This window comes from Nitratireductor aquibiodomus (assembly GCF_900105565.1).
In the GTDB taxonomy this organism is placed as follows: domain Bacteria; phylum Pseudomonadota; class Alphaproteobacteria; order Rhizobiales; family Rhizobiaceae; genus Nitratireductor; species Nitratireductor aquibiodomus.
On record NZ_FNSL01000001.1, the window covers coordinates 1,702,122 to 1,717,152 of the forward strand.

General features: G+C 60.5%; 11 protein-coding genes. 9 read left to right on the plus strand and 2 right to left on the minus strand.

Annotated elements, in window-relative coordinates; translation table 11 throughout:
• Nucleotides 1-371: 371 nt before the first annotated feature.
• Nucleotides 372-1,070: a hypothetical protein gene (locus tag BLW55_RS20775; protein ID WP_177174987.1), complete on the minus strand. Its 699-nt coding sequence runs from the start codon at nt 1,068-1,070 to the stop codon at nt 372-374.
• On the opposite strand from BLW55_RS20775, the gene BLW55_RS08075 reads away from it, so the two are divergent.
• The 5 genes from BLW55_RS08075 to BLW55_RS08095 are packed head-to-tail and all read left to right on the plus strand — an operon-like array spanning nt 1,045 to nt 7,401.
• Nucleotides 1,045-2,694 (plus strand): ABC transporter ATP-binding protein, encoded by a 1,650-nt coding sequence (locus tag BLW55_RS08075; RefSeq protein ID WP_210184096.1) that lies wholly within the window; start codon nt 1,045-1,047, stop codon nt 2,692-2,694. The two genes, BLW55_RS20775 and BLW55_RS08075, sit on opposite strands and share 26 nt — an antisense overlap.
• Nucleotides 2,691-4,442 (plus strand): ABC transporter ATP-binding protein, encoded by a 1,752-nt coding sequence (locus tag BLW55_RS08080; RefSeq protein WP_090328102.1) that lies wholly within the window; start codon nt 2,691-2,693, stop codon nt 4,440-4,442. Before BLW55_RS08075 ends, BLW55_RS08080 begins: the two co-directional genes overlap by 4 nt.
• A gap of 34 nt (nt 4,443-4,476) precedes the next feature.
• The gene (locus tag BLW55_RS08085) at nt 4,477-5,421 is read left to right on the plus strand and encodes an ABC transporter permease (RefSeq protein ID WP_090328104.1); all 945 of its coding nucleotides are present in this window, start codon (nt 4,477-4,479) and stop codon (nt 5,419-5,421) included.
• Nucleotides 5,418-6,368, plus strand: a complete 951-nt coding sequence (locus tag BLW55_RS08090; RefSeq protein WP_090328107.1) for an iron chelate uptake ABC transporter family permease subunit — start codon at nt 5,418-5,420, stop codon at nt 6,366-6,368. Before BLW55_RS08085 ends, BLW55_RS08090 begins: the two co-directional genes overlap by 4 nt.
• Nucleotides 6,369-6,405: 37 nt before the next feature.
• A complete protein-coding gene (locus BLW55_RS08095) occupies nt 6,406-7,401 on the plus strand; it encodes a siderophore ABC transporter substrate-binding protein (RefSeq protein ID WP_090329925.1) in 996 nt (331 codons plus the stop codon).
• A gap of 30 nt (nt 7,402-7,431) precedes the next feature.
• On the opposite strand, the gene BLW55_RS08100 is transcribed toward BLW55_RS08095, so the two are convergent.
• Nucleotides 7,432-8,076 (minus strand): TetR/AcrR family transcriptional regulator, encoded by a 645-nt coding sequence (locus BLW55_RS08100; protein ID WP_090328109.1) that lies wholly within the window; start codon nt 8,074-8,076, stop codon nt 7,432-7,434.
• Between the two features lie 444 nt (nt 8,077-8,520).
• On the opposite strand from BLW55_RS08100, the gene BLW55_RS08105 reads away from it, so the two are divergent.
• The 4 genes from BLW55_RS08105 to BLW55_RS08120 all read left to right on the plus strand — a co-directional run bounded on the left by BLW55_RS08105 (nt 8,521) and on the right by BLW55_RS08120 (nt 15,030).
• Nucleotides 8,521-10,641: a TonB-dependent receptor gene (locus BLW55_RS08105; protein ID WP_090328111.1), complete on the plus strand. Its 2,121-nt coding sequence runs from the start codon at nt 8,521-8,523 to the stop codon at nt 10,639-10,641.
• 305 nt (nt 10,642-10,946) lie between these two features.
• Nucleotides 10,947-11,867, plus strand: coding sequence for a helix-turn-helix domain-containing protein (locus BLW55_RS08110; protein WP_244509016.1), 921 nt, complete (start codon nt 10,947-10,949; stop codon nt 11,865-11,867).
• Nucleotides 11,868-11,953: 86 nt separating this feature from the next.
• Nucleotides 11,954-14,032, plus strand: coding sequence for a TonB-dependent receptor (locus tag BLW55_RS08115; RefSeq protein WP_090328115.1), 2,079 nt, complete (start codon nt 11,954-11,956; stop codon nt 14,030-14,032).
• Complete coding sequence (locus BLW55_RS08120) at nt 14,026-15,030, plus strand: class I SAM-dependent methyltransferase (protein ID WP_025030258.1); 1,005 nt, start codon at nt 14,026-14,028, stop codon at nt 15,028-15,030. Before BLW55_RS08115 ends, BLW55_RS08120 begins: the two co-directional genes overlap by 7 nt.
• Nucleotide 15,031 lies beyond the last annotated feature (1 nt).

Consider the following 15,031-nt stretch of genomic DNA (forward strand, 5'->3'; position numbering starts at 1 on the left):
AACCAGGACACCAATGAAAACAGACGGCGGGACATCCGCTCGCAAGATAGTATCACGCGTGTAAGTGACATCACAGAAACTGGCCTGCAGACCCGCCCTGATCTGTCGGGTCAAGACATATCCACTCGCGCTATCCGACGCGATATCCCGTCTGATCAAACCCTGCAAAGCTTCCGGCAAGTGCCGCCCTCGAAAATGCCACCCTGAAACTGTGCATTGTATTTAATATGACTTTTATTGTCATCTTTATTTTTCCGCCATTGGAGTCCGAAGGGCGCATCCCATACGCAATGTGTTTGCCGCCATAAAAATCAGACACCCACCTTCAACAACCATTGATCAGCGACAAGCACTCGTTTGTTGATAACAGACTAAATTGCATCGCGTTTCGCATCAGGCATTGCACGGCAGCCAGCCCCAAAGACAGAGCAAACATACATGGTGAAGTTCTGGAAAACGCACCCATTTAGCATGTGCTGCCACGGCCCCTGGCAACGAGACGCCCCTTGTGCAGAAGAGCGATCCGACTGCAGAAGCGCGCCGCCAGCCAATGCAGTCAGCGCCGTCAGCATGATCGCCCGGTGTCGGGCATCATCTTTGGTCTGGCCTGCCTCATTGTTCCACACCGCGCCCGTCTCGATCTCGCAGCCATGAACGTCGATCAAAAAATCACCAAAAGCCACTGGATAATGCTTTGCTCTATTGGCGAGCGGCGGATGAACGATCCGTTGACCCTGATGTTTTTTTAGTTTATTCGATATAAACAAATTACGCCGCTCGCGCTTTACGTGAGGCAAGCCACCCGCAGTTTTTCCTGCGCGCAGCCAACAGCGAAGAGTTCTCCTTTTCCCCCTCCCGTACCCGGTCGGTCCGGTGGTTTTGTTCAGGGCTGCACACAAAAACAATGCTGAACTTACGAACCCAGTGAAACTCCAAGGCTCAAGTCCCATCCGCGAATTGCTGCGCCCAATTCGTGGTCGTTTGATTGTTGCTATCGCGTTGACGGGCTTGGGCTCGATGCTCACGCTGGCACCGTTGGCGGGAATGGCGCAAATCGCAAAGATCGCCATTAACGGAGCCGGAACAGAGGGTGCGCCAGGCGGCATCTGGCTCATCGCGCTGGCAAGCCTCGCCTGCCTCTTCCTTGGACTGGCGCTGATCGCCGCTGGCGAACTGGCCGCGCATTTGGCTGACAACCGCCTGACCCACGGTCTGCGGCGTGCGCTGGTGGAGCGGCTTTCCCGTGTGCCTCTCGGCTGGTTCAGCAGCCGAGCGTCGGGCGAAGTCAAACAAGCGATGCAGGACGACATCGGCACGCTGCATGAACTGACCGCGCATTACTACACCACGCTCGGGCGCGCCGGGGGCGCGATCCTGTTCTCCGTCGTCTACATGCTTGTCGTGGACTGGCGCATGGCGATCGCCTCGCTGCTTCCCTTCCCTTTCTACTATCTGATCTTCGGCGCGGCGAAGAAGGCCATCAGCGAAGAGCGCATGACACAATTCGTCACCGGCCAGGCGCGGATCAACAATGCGGTGATCGAGTTCGTAAACGGCATTCCGGTCGTCAAGGCTTTCGGCGTCAGCGGCAAGGCGCATGGCGCATATCGCGAGGCGGTGGACGCCTTTACGAAAGCGTTTCTGAGCTTCACCCAGCCTCTTGTCGCGCCACTGGCCAACGCCAATGCGATCATCGCGCCGGTGACGGTCCTTGGTGTCGTGCTGGCATTCGGCACTCTTTTCGTGAGCCTCGGCTGGATAGCGCCGGTCGATGTGCTGCCCTTCGCGCTGATCGCACCCGGCATTTCCGGACCGTTAATGCTGCTCGGTTTCATTTCGCATGGCGTTGCCAATGGCACGGCTGCAGCGCAGCGCGTGCAGGCGCTGCTTGAAACCGAACGTCTGGAACAACCCGCTCCGGGAACGCTGCAGGTTCCTGCCGGAACGGAGGTCCGTTTCGAGAATGTCGGCTATGCCTATGACGGGCAGAATGCGGTGCTTTCCAGCATCGATCTCACACTTGCGCCCGGCACCGTCACTGCGGTTGTGGGTGCATCGGGGGCGGGCAAATCGACGCTCGCGCGTCTGCTTCTGCGGTTTTTCGATCCAACGGAAGGGCGCATTCTGCTCGGCGGTGCGGATCTGCGTCTGATCGAAACCTCGCAGCTCTACCGATCCATCGGTTTCGTTCTGCAGGACGTGCGGCTTGTCAACGCGAGCGTTTACGACAACATCGCGCTCGGCCGGCCTTGCGCCAGCCGGCAGCAGGTGGAGGCGGCGGCACAAGCAGCCAGCATTCACGAGCGCATTCTGGCTTTGCCGCGCGGCTATGACTCGGTCGTGGGCGAGGACGCAAAACTCTCCGGCGGCGAGGAGCAACGCATCTGCATCGCCCGCGCCGTTTTGCTGGATCCGCCCGTTCTGGTGCTCGACGAGGCGACATCCGCCGCCGATGCCGAAAACGAGGCGGCAATACAAAAGGCCCTTTCCCGCATGGCGCGCGGGCGCACGCTGCTTGTCGTCGCGCATCGGCTCGACACCATCATGCACGCGGACCGGATTGTCGTGATGGAAGACGGCGCGGTCCGCGAACAGGGCACCCACGCGCAATTGCTATCCGCCGGCGGAGCCTATGCCCGGCTCTGGCAATCGGGCGGCTATGCCGATGCCGTGCAAGAGGCGGTGGCGCCATGATGAGAACCTTCATCCAGCTTCTTGGAGAAGATGCGCCCATTTTCCGCCGCTATGTATGGATGGCGGTGCTCTACGGGCTTCTGAGTGGCCTCACCATTGCGGCTCTGGTGCCGGTTCTGACGCGGCTTCTGGCCGGTGACACGCATGGATCGGCGCTCTGGCTGTGCGTGCTCCTTGTCGGCGTCGTTGCCTGCTGGGCATGGCGACGGCAGGTGGAGAAGGCCGGCATCGGAGTGGGCATCGCCGTATTGCAGGGCGCTCGGCATCGCATCGGCGATCACGTTGCCCGCCTCCCGATCGGCTGGTTTACCCCGGAAAACACCGCCCGCCTCAATCATTCGGTTTCCAACGGCATGATGGAGATCGCGCAACTGCCCGCCCATGTCTTCACGCCTGTTTTCAGCGGCGCGGTGACGCCGGTCGTCATCGTGGTGGTGCTGTTTGCGCTGCAATGGCAGATGGGGCTGATCGCACTTCTGGCGCTTCCCGTGTTTTCCGCCGTGTTCGTGATCGCGGCGCGTTTCGGGAGACGTGCAGACGAGACCTATCATCGCAATGCCGCCCGGACGAGCCAGCGCATGATCGAGTTCGCACAGGCGCAATCGGTGTTGCGGGCCTTCAACGGTGAAGGCGGCGGCACCCGTTTCCTCGAACAGGCCATCGACCGGCAACGCCGGTCCGGCAGAGAGCTGATCCTGCTGTCGACCGCTTCCGTCGTGCTCAATTCATGGGTGGTGCAGGCCGTGTTGGCGGCTTTGCTCATGGTTGCTGTGCTGGACATTCAGGCGCGCCTCGGCGCAGGGCAGGAAGCCGGCCCGGTGATCGGGCTGGTGGTGGCCCTGCTTCTGTCCAACCGTTTTGTGGAGCCCCTTCTGGACGTGGCGGGCTATGGCGAGGCGCTGCGCGGCGCGCGCAACCAGCTTGAGGCGGTGCGCGAGATACTGGCAATCAGCCCCCTCGCCGAGCCGGAAGCGCCCCGCGAGCCGAAGGACGCCTCCGTCGAGCTGCGCAATGTCACCTTCCGCTATGCAACCGATCAGCCTCCTCTGTTGCAGGGCATCGATCTGAAGGTTGAGCCGGGCAGTATGGTCGCGCTGGTGGGCGCGTCCGGTTCGGGCAAAACGACGCTCATGCGGCTGGTTGCACGTTTCTTCGATGTGGAGACCGGCAGTATTCTGGTGGGCGGGGTGGATGTGCGCGAGATGACAGGCGAGCGGCTTGCCGGCCAGATCAGCCAGATTTTCCAGGACACCTATCTGTTTCAGGGAACGATTGCCGAGAACATCCGCATCGGCAGGCCGGATGCAAGCGATGCCGAATTGGCGGAGGCGATCAGGCAGGCCGGTGTGGAGAGAATTGTCGCGCGCATGCCGGATGGGCTGGAGACGGTCGTGGGCGAAGGCGGCGCGCGTCTCTCCGGCGGCGAGCGCCAGCGCATTTCGATTGCCCGTGCGCTCATCAAGGATGCGCCGATCCTTCTGATCGACGAAGCCACGGCTGCGCTCGATGCGGAAAATCAGGCGGCAATCGCCGAAACGCTGTCGCGCCTGCGCGGCAAGCGCACCCTGATCGTGATCGCACACCAGCTTTCAACCCTCGCCATGGCCGACCGGATCGTGGTGCTCGATGCCGGACAAATCCGTGAAGAAGGGTCGCACGATGCACTGCGCGCTCAGGACGGGCTTTATGCCCGCTTTCTGAAACAGCGGCAGGCGGCGAAGGGCTGGCATATCGCCGCCACACCTTAGGATCAGGCCCCATTCGTATGACCCCAGGCGGACCATGACACGCGCGGCCTTCCCTCTCCTGTTCCTCAGCCTTTGCGTTGCCTCCCTCCTGGTCGGCGTGAAGCAGGTTGCGTGGAGCGACGTTCTCGCACTCGACGACGATGCCTGGCTGACTTTGACGGCAAGCCGCTTCCCGCGCCTTGCGGCGCTGGTCCTGACCGGCGTCGGGCTTTCGATCTGCGGCGTCATCCTTCAGCAGATCGTGCGCAACAGATTTGTCGAACCGGCAACCTCCGGCGGGCTTGATGCCGCCAAGCTTGGCATTCTGGTGGCGCTGATCGCTTTTCCCGCTTCCGGTGCCACGACACGGATGCTGCTTGCGCTGGTCTTCTGTTTCGGCGCAAGCCTGATTTATGTCGCGATCATCCGCCGGATCCAGTTCCGCAACACGGTGCTCGTTCCGGTCATCGGTCTCATGTATGGCAGCGTGTTGAGCGCCATTGCCGAGTTCTACGCATACCGGAACAACATATTGCAGAGCATGCAGGGGTGGCTCCTCGGCGACTTTTCAAAGATCGTTCAGGGCAATTACGAGATCGTCTATCTTATCCTGCCGATTGTCGCCGTTACCTATCTCTTTGCCCATCGCTTCACGATTTTGGGCATGGGCGAAGGCATGGCCACAAGCCTTGGCCTCAGCTATTCGGCAACGGTGACGCTCGGCCTGCTTCTGGTCGCCATCACCGTTTCGGCAACGGTCATCACGGTCGGAACGATCCCGTTCGTCGGCCTCGTGGTTCCCAATCTGGTGGCGCTTTACCGGGGTGACAATCTTGGCCGAACCCTGCCGCTCGTGGCGCTGGGCGGCGCATCGCTTCTGCTTGCCTGCGACATTCTCGGGCGGCTGCTCATCTACCCCTATGAGGTGCCTATCGGCCTTACGGCGGGCAGCATAGGCGGCATTGTGTTTCTCGCGCTCATCATCAGGAAAAACCGATGAAGAGGCTGGCGCGCCCCTTTGCCCTCTGGTCCGCCGTGATCGTTCTGGCGCTGACGCTCGTTCTGCTGCGATCCGGCTTCGATTTCGACTATGTGATCCCGAGGCGGCTGGTTCGGCTGGCGGCCATCGGCCTTGGCGGCACCTGCGTGGCTGTCTCTTCGATCCTGTTCCAGACCATTGCCGGCAATCGCATATTGACGCCGGCCGTGATGGGCTATGAGGCGGTCTATCTTTTTCTTCAGGCCCTCCTGATCCTGCTTCTGGGCACACAGAGCCTGGCGCTTCTCGGCCAACACGGCAACATCGCCATCTCGATCCTGCTCATGCTCGCCTATTCCTGGAGCATCCACCGCTGGCTCTTCAGGGATGGCAGGAACAATGTCTATTTCCTGCTTCTTCTGGGGCTGGTGCTGACCATGGTCATCAGCACCTTCACACAGTTCTTGCAACTCAAGATCAGCCCCGGCGAATTCGCCATCTTTCAGGGTTTCAGCCAGGCGTCCTTCGACCGGGTGCGCGCCGCGCAACTGGTCTATTCCGTGCCGCTTGTGGGGCTGGTGTGCATCCTCGTCTACAGGATGCTGCCGACACTCGACATTCTCGCGCTCGGCAGGGATCACGCCATCTCGCTGGGCGTGGATTATCAGCGGCAGGTGACATTCCTGCTCGCCCTGATCGCCATTCTCGTGGCCGTCTCCACCAGCCTTCTCGGCCCCACCGCCTTCATGGGCATTTTCGTGGCCAACATCGCCTATGCGCTGGCCGGAACCATGAAACACCGCATCACGCTGCCGTTGGGCTGTGCGACGGCAATGGCCGTTTTCATCCTCGCGCAGCTTCTGGTGGAGCATGTCTTCGATCACAAGACCACGGTCGGCATCCTCATCAATTTCGTCTGCGGAGCCTATTTCCTCGCGCTGGTGATGCGCAGGAGAGGCACGGCATGACGACCACGAAACACCTCACCTCAACAGGAGACATATGATGATGCTGGACACAAAGCGCGGGCGTTGGGCCTCCGCCCTTCTGCTGGCTGCCGTTCTCGGCCTTCAGGCGTGCGATGACAAGGCGGCGGAAGCCCCGGCGCAACCTGCCGCAGACGAGCAGGCCGCGAGTGCATTCGCGCCGATCACGGTCACGCACGGGCTGGGCGAGACGGTGATCGGGAAGCGGCCCGAACGTGTCGCCGCACTGGACATGAACGAGGTCGATTTCCTCGACCAGCTCGGCGTGCCGGTTGCCGGAACGGTGAAGGATTTCGTTCCGCACTTTCTCAAGAAGTACAAGGACGATGAGGCGGTGGCCGATCTGGGCTTCATCGTCAAACCCAATCTGGAAAGCGTTCATGCACTGAAGCCCGACCTTATTCTGATTTCGCCGCTACAGGCGCAGCATTATGAGGAACTGAGCAGCATCGCTCCGACCATTCATTTCGATGTGGACTACCGCAACAGCGCCAACGATCATGTGGAGGTGGTGAAAGAGCATCTCGCGACTTTGGGGCAGGTGTTCGGCAAAGAGAAGATCGCGGATGAGAAAGCGGCTTCCCTCGACAAAAAGCTGGAAGACGTAAAACAGGTCACGAAGGATCGCCCCGAAAAGGCATTGATCGTGATGCACAACAATGGTGCCTTCAGCTCGTTTGGCGTGCAATCGCGCTATGGCTTCGTGTTCGATGCGTTCGGCGTGAAACCGGCGAGCGAGAAAGCTGAAGCCGGTCTTCACGGACAGCCGATCTCCAGCGAGTTCATTCAGGAAACCAACCCGGACATTCTGTTTATCATCGACCGGACGGCGGTGATGGAACAGCGTCCAACCCTGAATGCCGAAACCATGGGCAACCCGCTGCTGCGCCAGACCGAAGCCTGGAAGAACGGGCGCGTGATCTTCGTGGATGCGGAGGCCTGGTATGTGACGGCCGCCAGTGTGACTTCCCTGGAACTGATGATCGACGATGTCATCAGGGGCTATGGTGAATGACCGGTCATGCTATCTGAAGCAGACCCGGCGTCACCGCATATCGTCAATCAATGGTATGTCGGCCTGTTCGAGGAGCTTCAGCGCCCCCGTGATGAGGGCACGGACGCCGAGCGCATGTTCGGCGTCTATCGCATCCAGTCCCTTCGTCCCGGCGAGCTTGTCGCCTGAAAGAGCGGTGATGCTCTGCGCATCCTCGCGCACGGTATCGGCCAATGCGACGCAGTGATAGGCTATGGTGAAAAGCAGCCAGTGCGACCGCGATCTGGAGATTCCATACGCGTTCGCCACATGCACCTGATGGGCATCGATCTTTGCCATCATGGGCGGTGTTATCGTGTCGCGGCGGAGCAGGAAGGGCGCGAGTCCGGGATGGGCGCCGATGAGCCGCCACATGGATTCGCTGAACGCGGCAAGGTAGCCCTCCAGATTCTCACAGCCTTTGCCATGCGTCTCCGGAAGTGGCCATCGCTCGAAGATTTCCTCTGCGACCAGGCACTTGAGTGCAGCAAGATTCTCGATCCGCTTGTAGAGCGCCATCTGGCTCACACCGAGGCGTTTGGCAACGCCTACGATGGTGAGATCGGGCAGACCCATTTCGATACCCGCATCTGCAAGGCGTTCGCGGGTAATGGTCCGCGGGCGCCCCCGCGCAGGCGGTGTTTCTTCACTGTTCATGCGCTTCTTTCTTCGGTGGCAAGCCGTACGCGCCAGATTACTGACCCGGACTGCTGACCCGGGCTGCTGACAATGCGGGACCATAGGGCGACACAATCCGCGCCTCAAGCAATGCTGCGCTTCGCTATGCCGATTGGCGAGATCTCCAGCCTTCACATTGACCAGTATCACATTTTAGTTTAGTATATATAAACTAATATCGATTCCACGCACGGGGGCAATGCTCCCTCATCCTCAGAGTTTGTACGTGAAGACATCCGTTCGCGCATGCAGCAGCCGTTTGCGGGTCCAGGTTCAAGCGTCCGGCATGCGGCTTCGGGGAGAGGCGAAACACATACGGGACTAAGCTTCAATCCCGAACAAGCAACGGTTTTTTCAAGCGAAACACCCCAGCCAGTTCCGGAAAATCAAGAAAATCCAAAAACGCTGGAAAGGAACTCAGAAATGAGCCTTGGGGACCGCATTGGGGCCGGAAGAATTGCTGATTGCCGCCGCTTGTTGCTGACCACCGCACTCACCGCATGTTCGACGGGCGCCCTGCAGGGAGTGGCAGTTGCGCAGGAGCAAAACGGCTATGCCGAGACAACGACCCTGCCAGCCATAACCGTGACCGGGCAGAAAATGGATCGTTCGCTGCAGGACACTGCCGTTTCGGTTTCCGTGGTAACGGCAGACGATATTGAGCAGAAGCCCGACGCGGGAACCATTGCGGACATGCTTCAGGGCATTCCCAACGTGCTGTTCACGAACAATGTCGATGCGCCGATCATTCGTGGCATCGACACCAAAGGCCCTATCGTGAAGGGGAATGCCTATCTCGCCAAGCCGATCCCGCGCGCGACGATCAGTGTCGATGGCCGCTATCTCAACCCGTCCGAACTGGACTACGGAGCGGCGTCCATGTGGGACGTCGATTCCATTGAGGTTTTCCGCGGGCCGCAGACCACGACGCAGGGCGCACACAGCATGGCGGGCGCGGTCATCGTCAACACGAAAGATCCGACCTTCACGCAGGAACTGGCCGGCCAGGTTCTCTATGGCAGTTATGAGAAGAAGCGTGTTTCCTTCATGGCCAACGGGCCGATCATGCAGGATCTCGCAGCGCGCTTCGCGTTCGATTACAGCGGTCGCGAGACCTTCATCGACTACACGAATCCGGCCTTCACCGCACGCGATATGGATCAGGATTTTCGGGACATCAATGCGCGCATGAAGCTTCTGTGGGAGCCAAGCGAAATACCCGGATTGCAGGCAAAGCTCACCTATTCGCGCACACAGATCAAACGCCCATCCGACGAGGCCGCGACCTATCCCTACGACAATCTCGAAAACGAGACCATCTATGTCGACAGCGTCAGAACCCGAACCGACACAGGCATTTTCGATCTGAAATATGATTTCGGCAACGATGTGGTCCTGAGGAACCAGCTTCAATATTCGGACGGAACCTATGATTTCGCCTTTGCCGCACCGTTCTCCGGTCTGGCAAGCCGCGACTACGAAAATCTCTCGAACGAGTTTCGCGTCAATTTCGGCAATGAGGATTCCGTCTGGAGTGGCGTTGCCGGCATCTACTATTCCAATGACAGGACGCACAACAGGTTCAACAATGTTCTCGGCTCAGCCGATGCCGACCTGACGCATCAGAGCGTCGGCATCTTCTCGGAGGTGAACTGGCGTCTTGCGGAACGCTGGGCGCTGACTGGCGGCCTTCGCTACCAGAACGACCGTATCGGACATGACGGGGTTTCGAGCTATGTCCCCGGCGTGCGGCATGACTACGAAAAGACGTTTGACGCCATCCTGCCCAGCATCTCCCTGGCTTATGACGTGACCGACGATTTCACCGTCGGCGGTCTGATAAGCCGTGGCTATCTTCCCGGCGGTACGGGCGTGAACTTCCGTGGCGGAGAATACTACACGTTCGATGAGGAAACCGCCTGGAATTACGAGCTTTTCGCGCGCGCCAATCTTCTCGACAACCGCCTCTCGATCACGGGCAATCTGTTCTACACCCGCTACAAGGGCTCGCAGCGCTCGGTCACGGATTATCTTCCTGACGGGCGCCCCTTTGGCTCGATCATCATCAATGCCGACCGCGCCGACGCCTACGGGCTGGAACTGAGCGCCGATTATCAGGTGCTCGATAATCTGCGACTGCGCGGCGGTCTTGGTCTTCTGCGCACCGACATCACACGGTTTGCCGACTACCGTGGCAATGCGTTCGAGGGCAAGGAGTTCGCCAAGGCTCCGGGATACATGTTCAATGTGGGCGCCGACTGGGACGTGACCGATACGTTCCGCGTGAGCGGCGACCTGCGCTTCACGGACGATTATTTCTCGAACGACATCAACGAGATCGACTATCGCGTCGGTTCTTATTACATCGCGAATGTCCGCATGTCGTACAAGCCCACCGAGAACTACGAGATATTCGCCTTCGCGAACAACATCTTCGACAATCGCGCGCCGATCCAGAAATCTTTCGACAGAATGGCAAACAAGCCTTCGGCATCGATAATCGCGCCGCGCGAGATTGGAATTGGCATGAAGGTGAATTTCTAAAGGAATTTCAGGAGAACCGGAAACGGTTCTCCCCCACCCCGAAAGACAGACGGGGCGCGTTGCCATCCGCCTCCGATGGTTTCCCCTCCCGCCAGGCCGCATTTCATCAATGGGCGGTCCAGACAGGCCGCTGCCAGTCAACAGCCTTGCAACTCAGGAAGAAATTGCTCAGACTTGGCAAGCCAGCCTGATTTGCCAGCCCGCTCTGTAACAGTTAGAGCACCTTGATAGTTGGAGCACCGGCCCGCCGCTTTCGGACCTTTCCGTTCCCGCGGACTGTTCCGATGATTGCGCTGGATGTTTGCATGAACCTGATTGAGCCGCATCGCTTTACACCCGTCGAGGCGGGAACGACGGCGACCGTCACTCTGCCGAGCCTGCCCCGCAAAACCCATGTCGATGTACGGCGGATCACGGCCGGGCTCGTGCTGGCGTGCAGCCACTTCTCAAAGGACATGCGGCAGGACGACATTGTCCGCCGCCCGGCGGGCGACCTGCTTTTGACCTTCAATCTCTCGGGCCGGATGCAGCTTGTCGGCCACAACGGCACGGCGCATGAGATCGGCGGTGGTCAGGCCTGGATCATCCGGACCGGCGGAAAGCCTCTGCAACGGATCGTGGAGAAAGGCGAAGGCTGCTCGAACATCGTCATAGCCCTCGCAATGTCCCGCCTCGACCCCGCCCTTTCCGATCAGTTTGAAAAGGCGCTGCCCGCCACGCGCCCGCTGCGGCGTCTGCGCCTTCCCGTGCCGGGACGGGCCGAACTGGACATGCTGCTGGACGAGCGCTGCGGCCCGGCCGCGCTTTTGCGCAAGGAGGGTCAGTGCCTCGCTCTTGTCGGCCACGCGCTCGAAGAGCTTTCAGCCTGTCCCGGCTCAAGTGTCGTGGCCGATCATCGCACCCTTCTGGTCAGCCGGATCACCGCGCTCCTGTCCGAACGGATGGCGGACACGATAACGATGCCGGAGCTGGAGCGGGTCGCCGGCATGAGCCACGTAACGCTGAACCATGTTTTCCGGGCGGAGACCGGCATGACGGTTTTCGAGCGCTTGCGAATGCTGCGGATCGAAACCGCCGAGCAGATGATACGCCACACCGATCGCAGCTTTACGGACATCGCGGCGACATGCGGATTTGCCGATGCCAGCCATCTCTCCAACGCGTTTCGCAAACGCTTCGGCGTGACAGCGAGCGAATGGCGTCGCCGAGGCAACAAAAACGGCTGACCCTTCACAAAACGCAAGCGTGTTTTCGGCGGTTACAAGTTTTCCCAAGCGGTTCGTGGCACGGCTTCCGGCAAAGGAGGCCATCAATGTCCCGCATTCACATTTCACGCGTCGTGCTTTTCAGCCTGTCAACGGCTCTGACTGGCATTCTGCTGCCGGTTCATGCAGGAGCCGAGGACGGCACGACCCATCTGGGCGAGATCACCATTTTCGCGAACCATTGGGAAGAGCTTGCGCGCAAAGCGCCCGCAACGGCAACGGTGCTGCCCGAAGATGTGCTTGCAGCGCCGGTGTCTCCCGACCTCGATGCGATGGCCGCCCGCTCCGCCAACACGGTTTTCCAGCGCGCCAACTCCCAGAAGCGACTGGTCGTTCGCGGCATGTCGGCCTTCGACAACGCGCTGTCCGACCCGGTCGGCTATATGGTGAACGGCGTTCCCCTGCCCATGGGCACAATCCAGCTACCGCACTTTTTCGGTGCCGGGAACGTGACGCTTCTCAAAGGGCCGCAGGGCACCACATTCGGGCGCAACTCGGAAGCCGGCCTGCTGACATTCGACACAATCGCCCCCGGCAGCCGCGAAGGTGGAGAAGTCAATCTCGGTCTGTTCGGCTCGGATGCGGGAGCATCGCCTTTTGGTGGCAACGGCTCGGTCATCTGGTCGGGGCAGGCAGAACGCGGCCCGGCAATTTCACTCGGTCTGGAGTTCGCCCGCGACCCCGGCGTGATCCGGAACCCGGTGACGGGCGCGGACGATGGTGGCAGAAACCAGCGCGCCACCGGCTTCCTCGGTGTCCAGTGGGATGTGGGCGACAGCGGCTATCTCAAGCTGACCACCGTGGGCGAGGACCAGAAGCTCAACAAGGAGCAGTTCCGCTATGTTTCCGGACCGTTTGCGACAGAGCGCTATGAAAGCGTTTATTCCGATCCATCCTGGGAAACCCGGCGCAGCAGCATCAATGCGCTCGAATACGGCCACAGCTTCGATGGTTTCGACCTGAAGGCAATCACCGGCTTCACCACGTTCGACCGGGAGTTCGAGCTGGACTTCGACGCCTCCCCCCTGCCGCTCGGCGTGACGGAGATGGATGTTCGCGACCGAACCGTTTCGCAGGAAATCCGTCTGACCTCGACCGGTGAAGGCCCGCTGAAATGGACACTGGGCGTCAACGTGTTCAGCCAGAGCACGAAGGCCGATTTCAACCTCGGCGCCATGTCGACCGACCGCCACACGGAAATCGACCAGAAGGGCGCGGCACTCTATGGTTTTTCCGAATACGCCCTCAACGAGCGCTTCCGCGTCGGCGCGGGCCTCAGGGTGGATCACATAGCCTCGGATGCGTGGCAGCGTTTCACCTCGCCAATGGCAAACCTGCATTATGCGGGCAGCGACACATCGACCGCCCTTCTGCCGAAATTCACCGCAGCCTATGACCTTTCCGACGCGACGACGATCCACGCAAGCTATGCGCGCGGCTATATGCCCGCCGGCTACAATTACGGTTTCGCAAACAGTGCGGCCAGCCTGAGCTACGATGCCGAATACAGCTGGAACGCGGAGCTGGGACTGAAGCATGAGTTTGCCAATGGTGCGGTTCTGAACCTCGCCGCCTTCCACACCAGTGTGAAGGACAAGCAGATCACCGAGACCATTCCCGGTGCAGCCCAGTTCATCTCGAATGCCGGCGAAGCGAAAAGCTACGGCATTGAAGCCGAGTTGGTCGCACCTCTGGGACATGGGTGGGAAATCGCCGCGAATGCCGGCTGGCAGAGGGCGCGGGCGACAGCCTTCCGCACCACCTCGATGAACCCTTCGGCCGGAACACTGGTGCCCGTAGACTGGTCGGGCAACGCCCTGCCGATGGCGCCCGACATCACCTGGGGGCTGGCGCTGGCGCATCGCGGCGACGTCTGGAGCGGCCGCGTCAGCCTGCATGGTTCCGGCAGCTACTGGTTCGACCCGGCAAACAGCGTGAAGCAGGATGGTTTCGTCACCGTCGATGCCGAGATATCCCGGAAATTCGGCAGCGGAGACCTGACGCTCTGGGCGAAGAACCTTCTCGATCAGGAATACTACAGCGCGGCGGCAAACACGATGCGCGGCGTTGTGGTGGAAGATGGCAGTCCCCGCACGTTCGGGGTGAACTGGCGGACGACATGGTAACGACGGAACAACAGGCCGGTGCGCGGCGGCTTCTGGAAACGCTTGAAGGGCCGATCCGCTTTGCCCTTCTGAAATGGGCGCTTGAAAGCGAGGTCTTCAATCTCTGCCAGAGCCCCATAACGGTGGAAACCCTTGCTCAGAAGATGGACCTTCCGCCGAAATCTCTCGCACTGGCGCTGCGGGCGCTGGTTGCTTCCGGGTGGATGGAACATGAAGAAAAGCAATATCGCACGGCCCCTGCGATCCTGCCATTTGTGACAGCCGGGGGGCCGCATGCCATGACCGAGACTTTCCGCAGCATGGCGCAGACGCGCCATGCGGGTCTTGAAAACCTCGACGCCTTGATTGCCGGCACGGCGCAACCGGCTGGACCGCGCCTCTTTGACGACGCGCACTGGGATGCCAGCCACCGGTCGCTTGCAGCCTTTCATCGCGCGATTGCCGCCGATGTGGTGGAGCCTGCCCTCACCGCTCTGCCGGAGTGGCCCGACGCCCGGTCTTTCCTGGAGATCGGACCGGGATCGGCCGTTCTCGCGCGCCGGCTCCTCTCGCTGCGCCCGGACCTTGCCGTCACGCTCTTTGAGCTGCCGCCGGTTGCAGAACGGATCGCGCAGGAAGCATCGGATCTGCCGATTTCCATCGTGCCGGGCAACTACAATGACAGCCTGCCGGAAAACCGCTTCGACATCATCTGGTGTTCGATGACGCTCTATTTCCACGATAGCGGCCTGAACGCGCTGATCGCGCGCCTTGTGGAGCGTCTGGCTCCCGGCGGGGTTCTGGTCAGTTTTCATGAAGCGTTGACTGGAAACCGCACCGGTCCGTCCGAGCATGTGATCGGCCGCCTGCTGCCTGCGCTGCGCCACGGCGATGTGTCTTTCTGTGACGGCGAGATTGCCGGAGCCATGGCCGATGCCGGGCTGACAAGGCCCACATCGCAGACCCTTTCCACGCCATTCGGGCATTTCCGGCTCGACGCTGCCCGCAAGGAGGCCTGAC

Bases quoted from the DNA above. Each gene is read 5' to 3' on its own strand.
- BLW55_RS08075 (WP_210184096.1), top strand. From the start codon at position 1,045: ATGGCGCAAATCGCAAAGATCGCCATTAACGGAGCCGGAACAGAGGGT.
- BLW55_RS08105 (WP_090328111.1), top strand. From the start codon at position 8,521: ATGAGCCTTGGGGACCGCATTGGGGCCGGAAGAATTGCTGATTGCCGC.
- BLW55_RS20775 (WP_177174987.1), bottom strand. From the start codon at position 1,070: ATGGCGATCTTTGCGATTTGCGCCATTCCCGCCAACGGTGCCAGCGTG.
- BLW55_RS08115 (WP_090328115.1), top strand. From the start codon at position 11,954: ATGTCCCGCATTCACATTTCACGCGTCGTGCTTTTCAGCCTGTCAACG.
- BLW55_RS08120 (WP_025030258.1), top strand. From the start codon at position 14,026: ATGGTAACGACGGAACAACAGGCCGGTGCGCGGCGGCTTCTGGAAACG.
- BLW55_RS08085 (WP_090328104.1), top strand. From the start codon at position 4,477: ATGACACGCGCGGCCTTCCCTCTCCTGTTCCTCAGCCTTTGCGTTGCC.
- BLW55_RS08100 (WP_090328109.1), bottom strand. From the start codon at position 8,076: ATGAACAGTGAAGAAACACCGCCTGCGCGGGGGCGCCCGCGGACCATT.
- BLW55_RS08090 (WP_090328107.1), top strand. From the start codon at position 5,418: ATGAAGAGGCTGGCGCGCCCCTTTGCCCTCTGGTCCGCCGTGATCGTT.
- BLW55_RS08110 (WP_244509016.1), top strand. From the start codon at position 10,947: ATGAACCTGATTGAGCCGCATCGCTTTACACCCGTCGAGGCGGGAACG.
- BLW55_RS08080 (WP_090328102.1), top strand. From the start codon at position 2,691: ATGATGAGAACCTTCATCCAGCTTCTTGGAGAAGATGCGCCCATTTTC.
- BLW55_RS08095 (WP_090329925.1), top strand. From the start codon at position 6,406: ATGATGCTGGACACAAAGCGCGGGCGTTGGGCCTCCGCCCTTCTGCTG.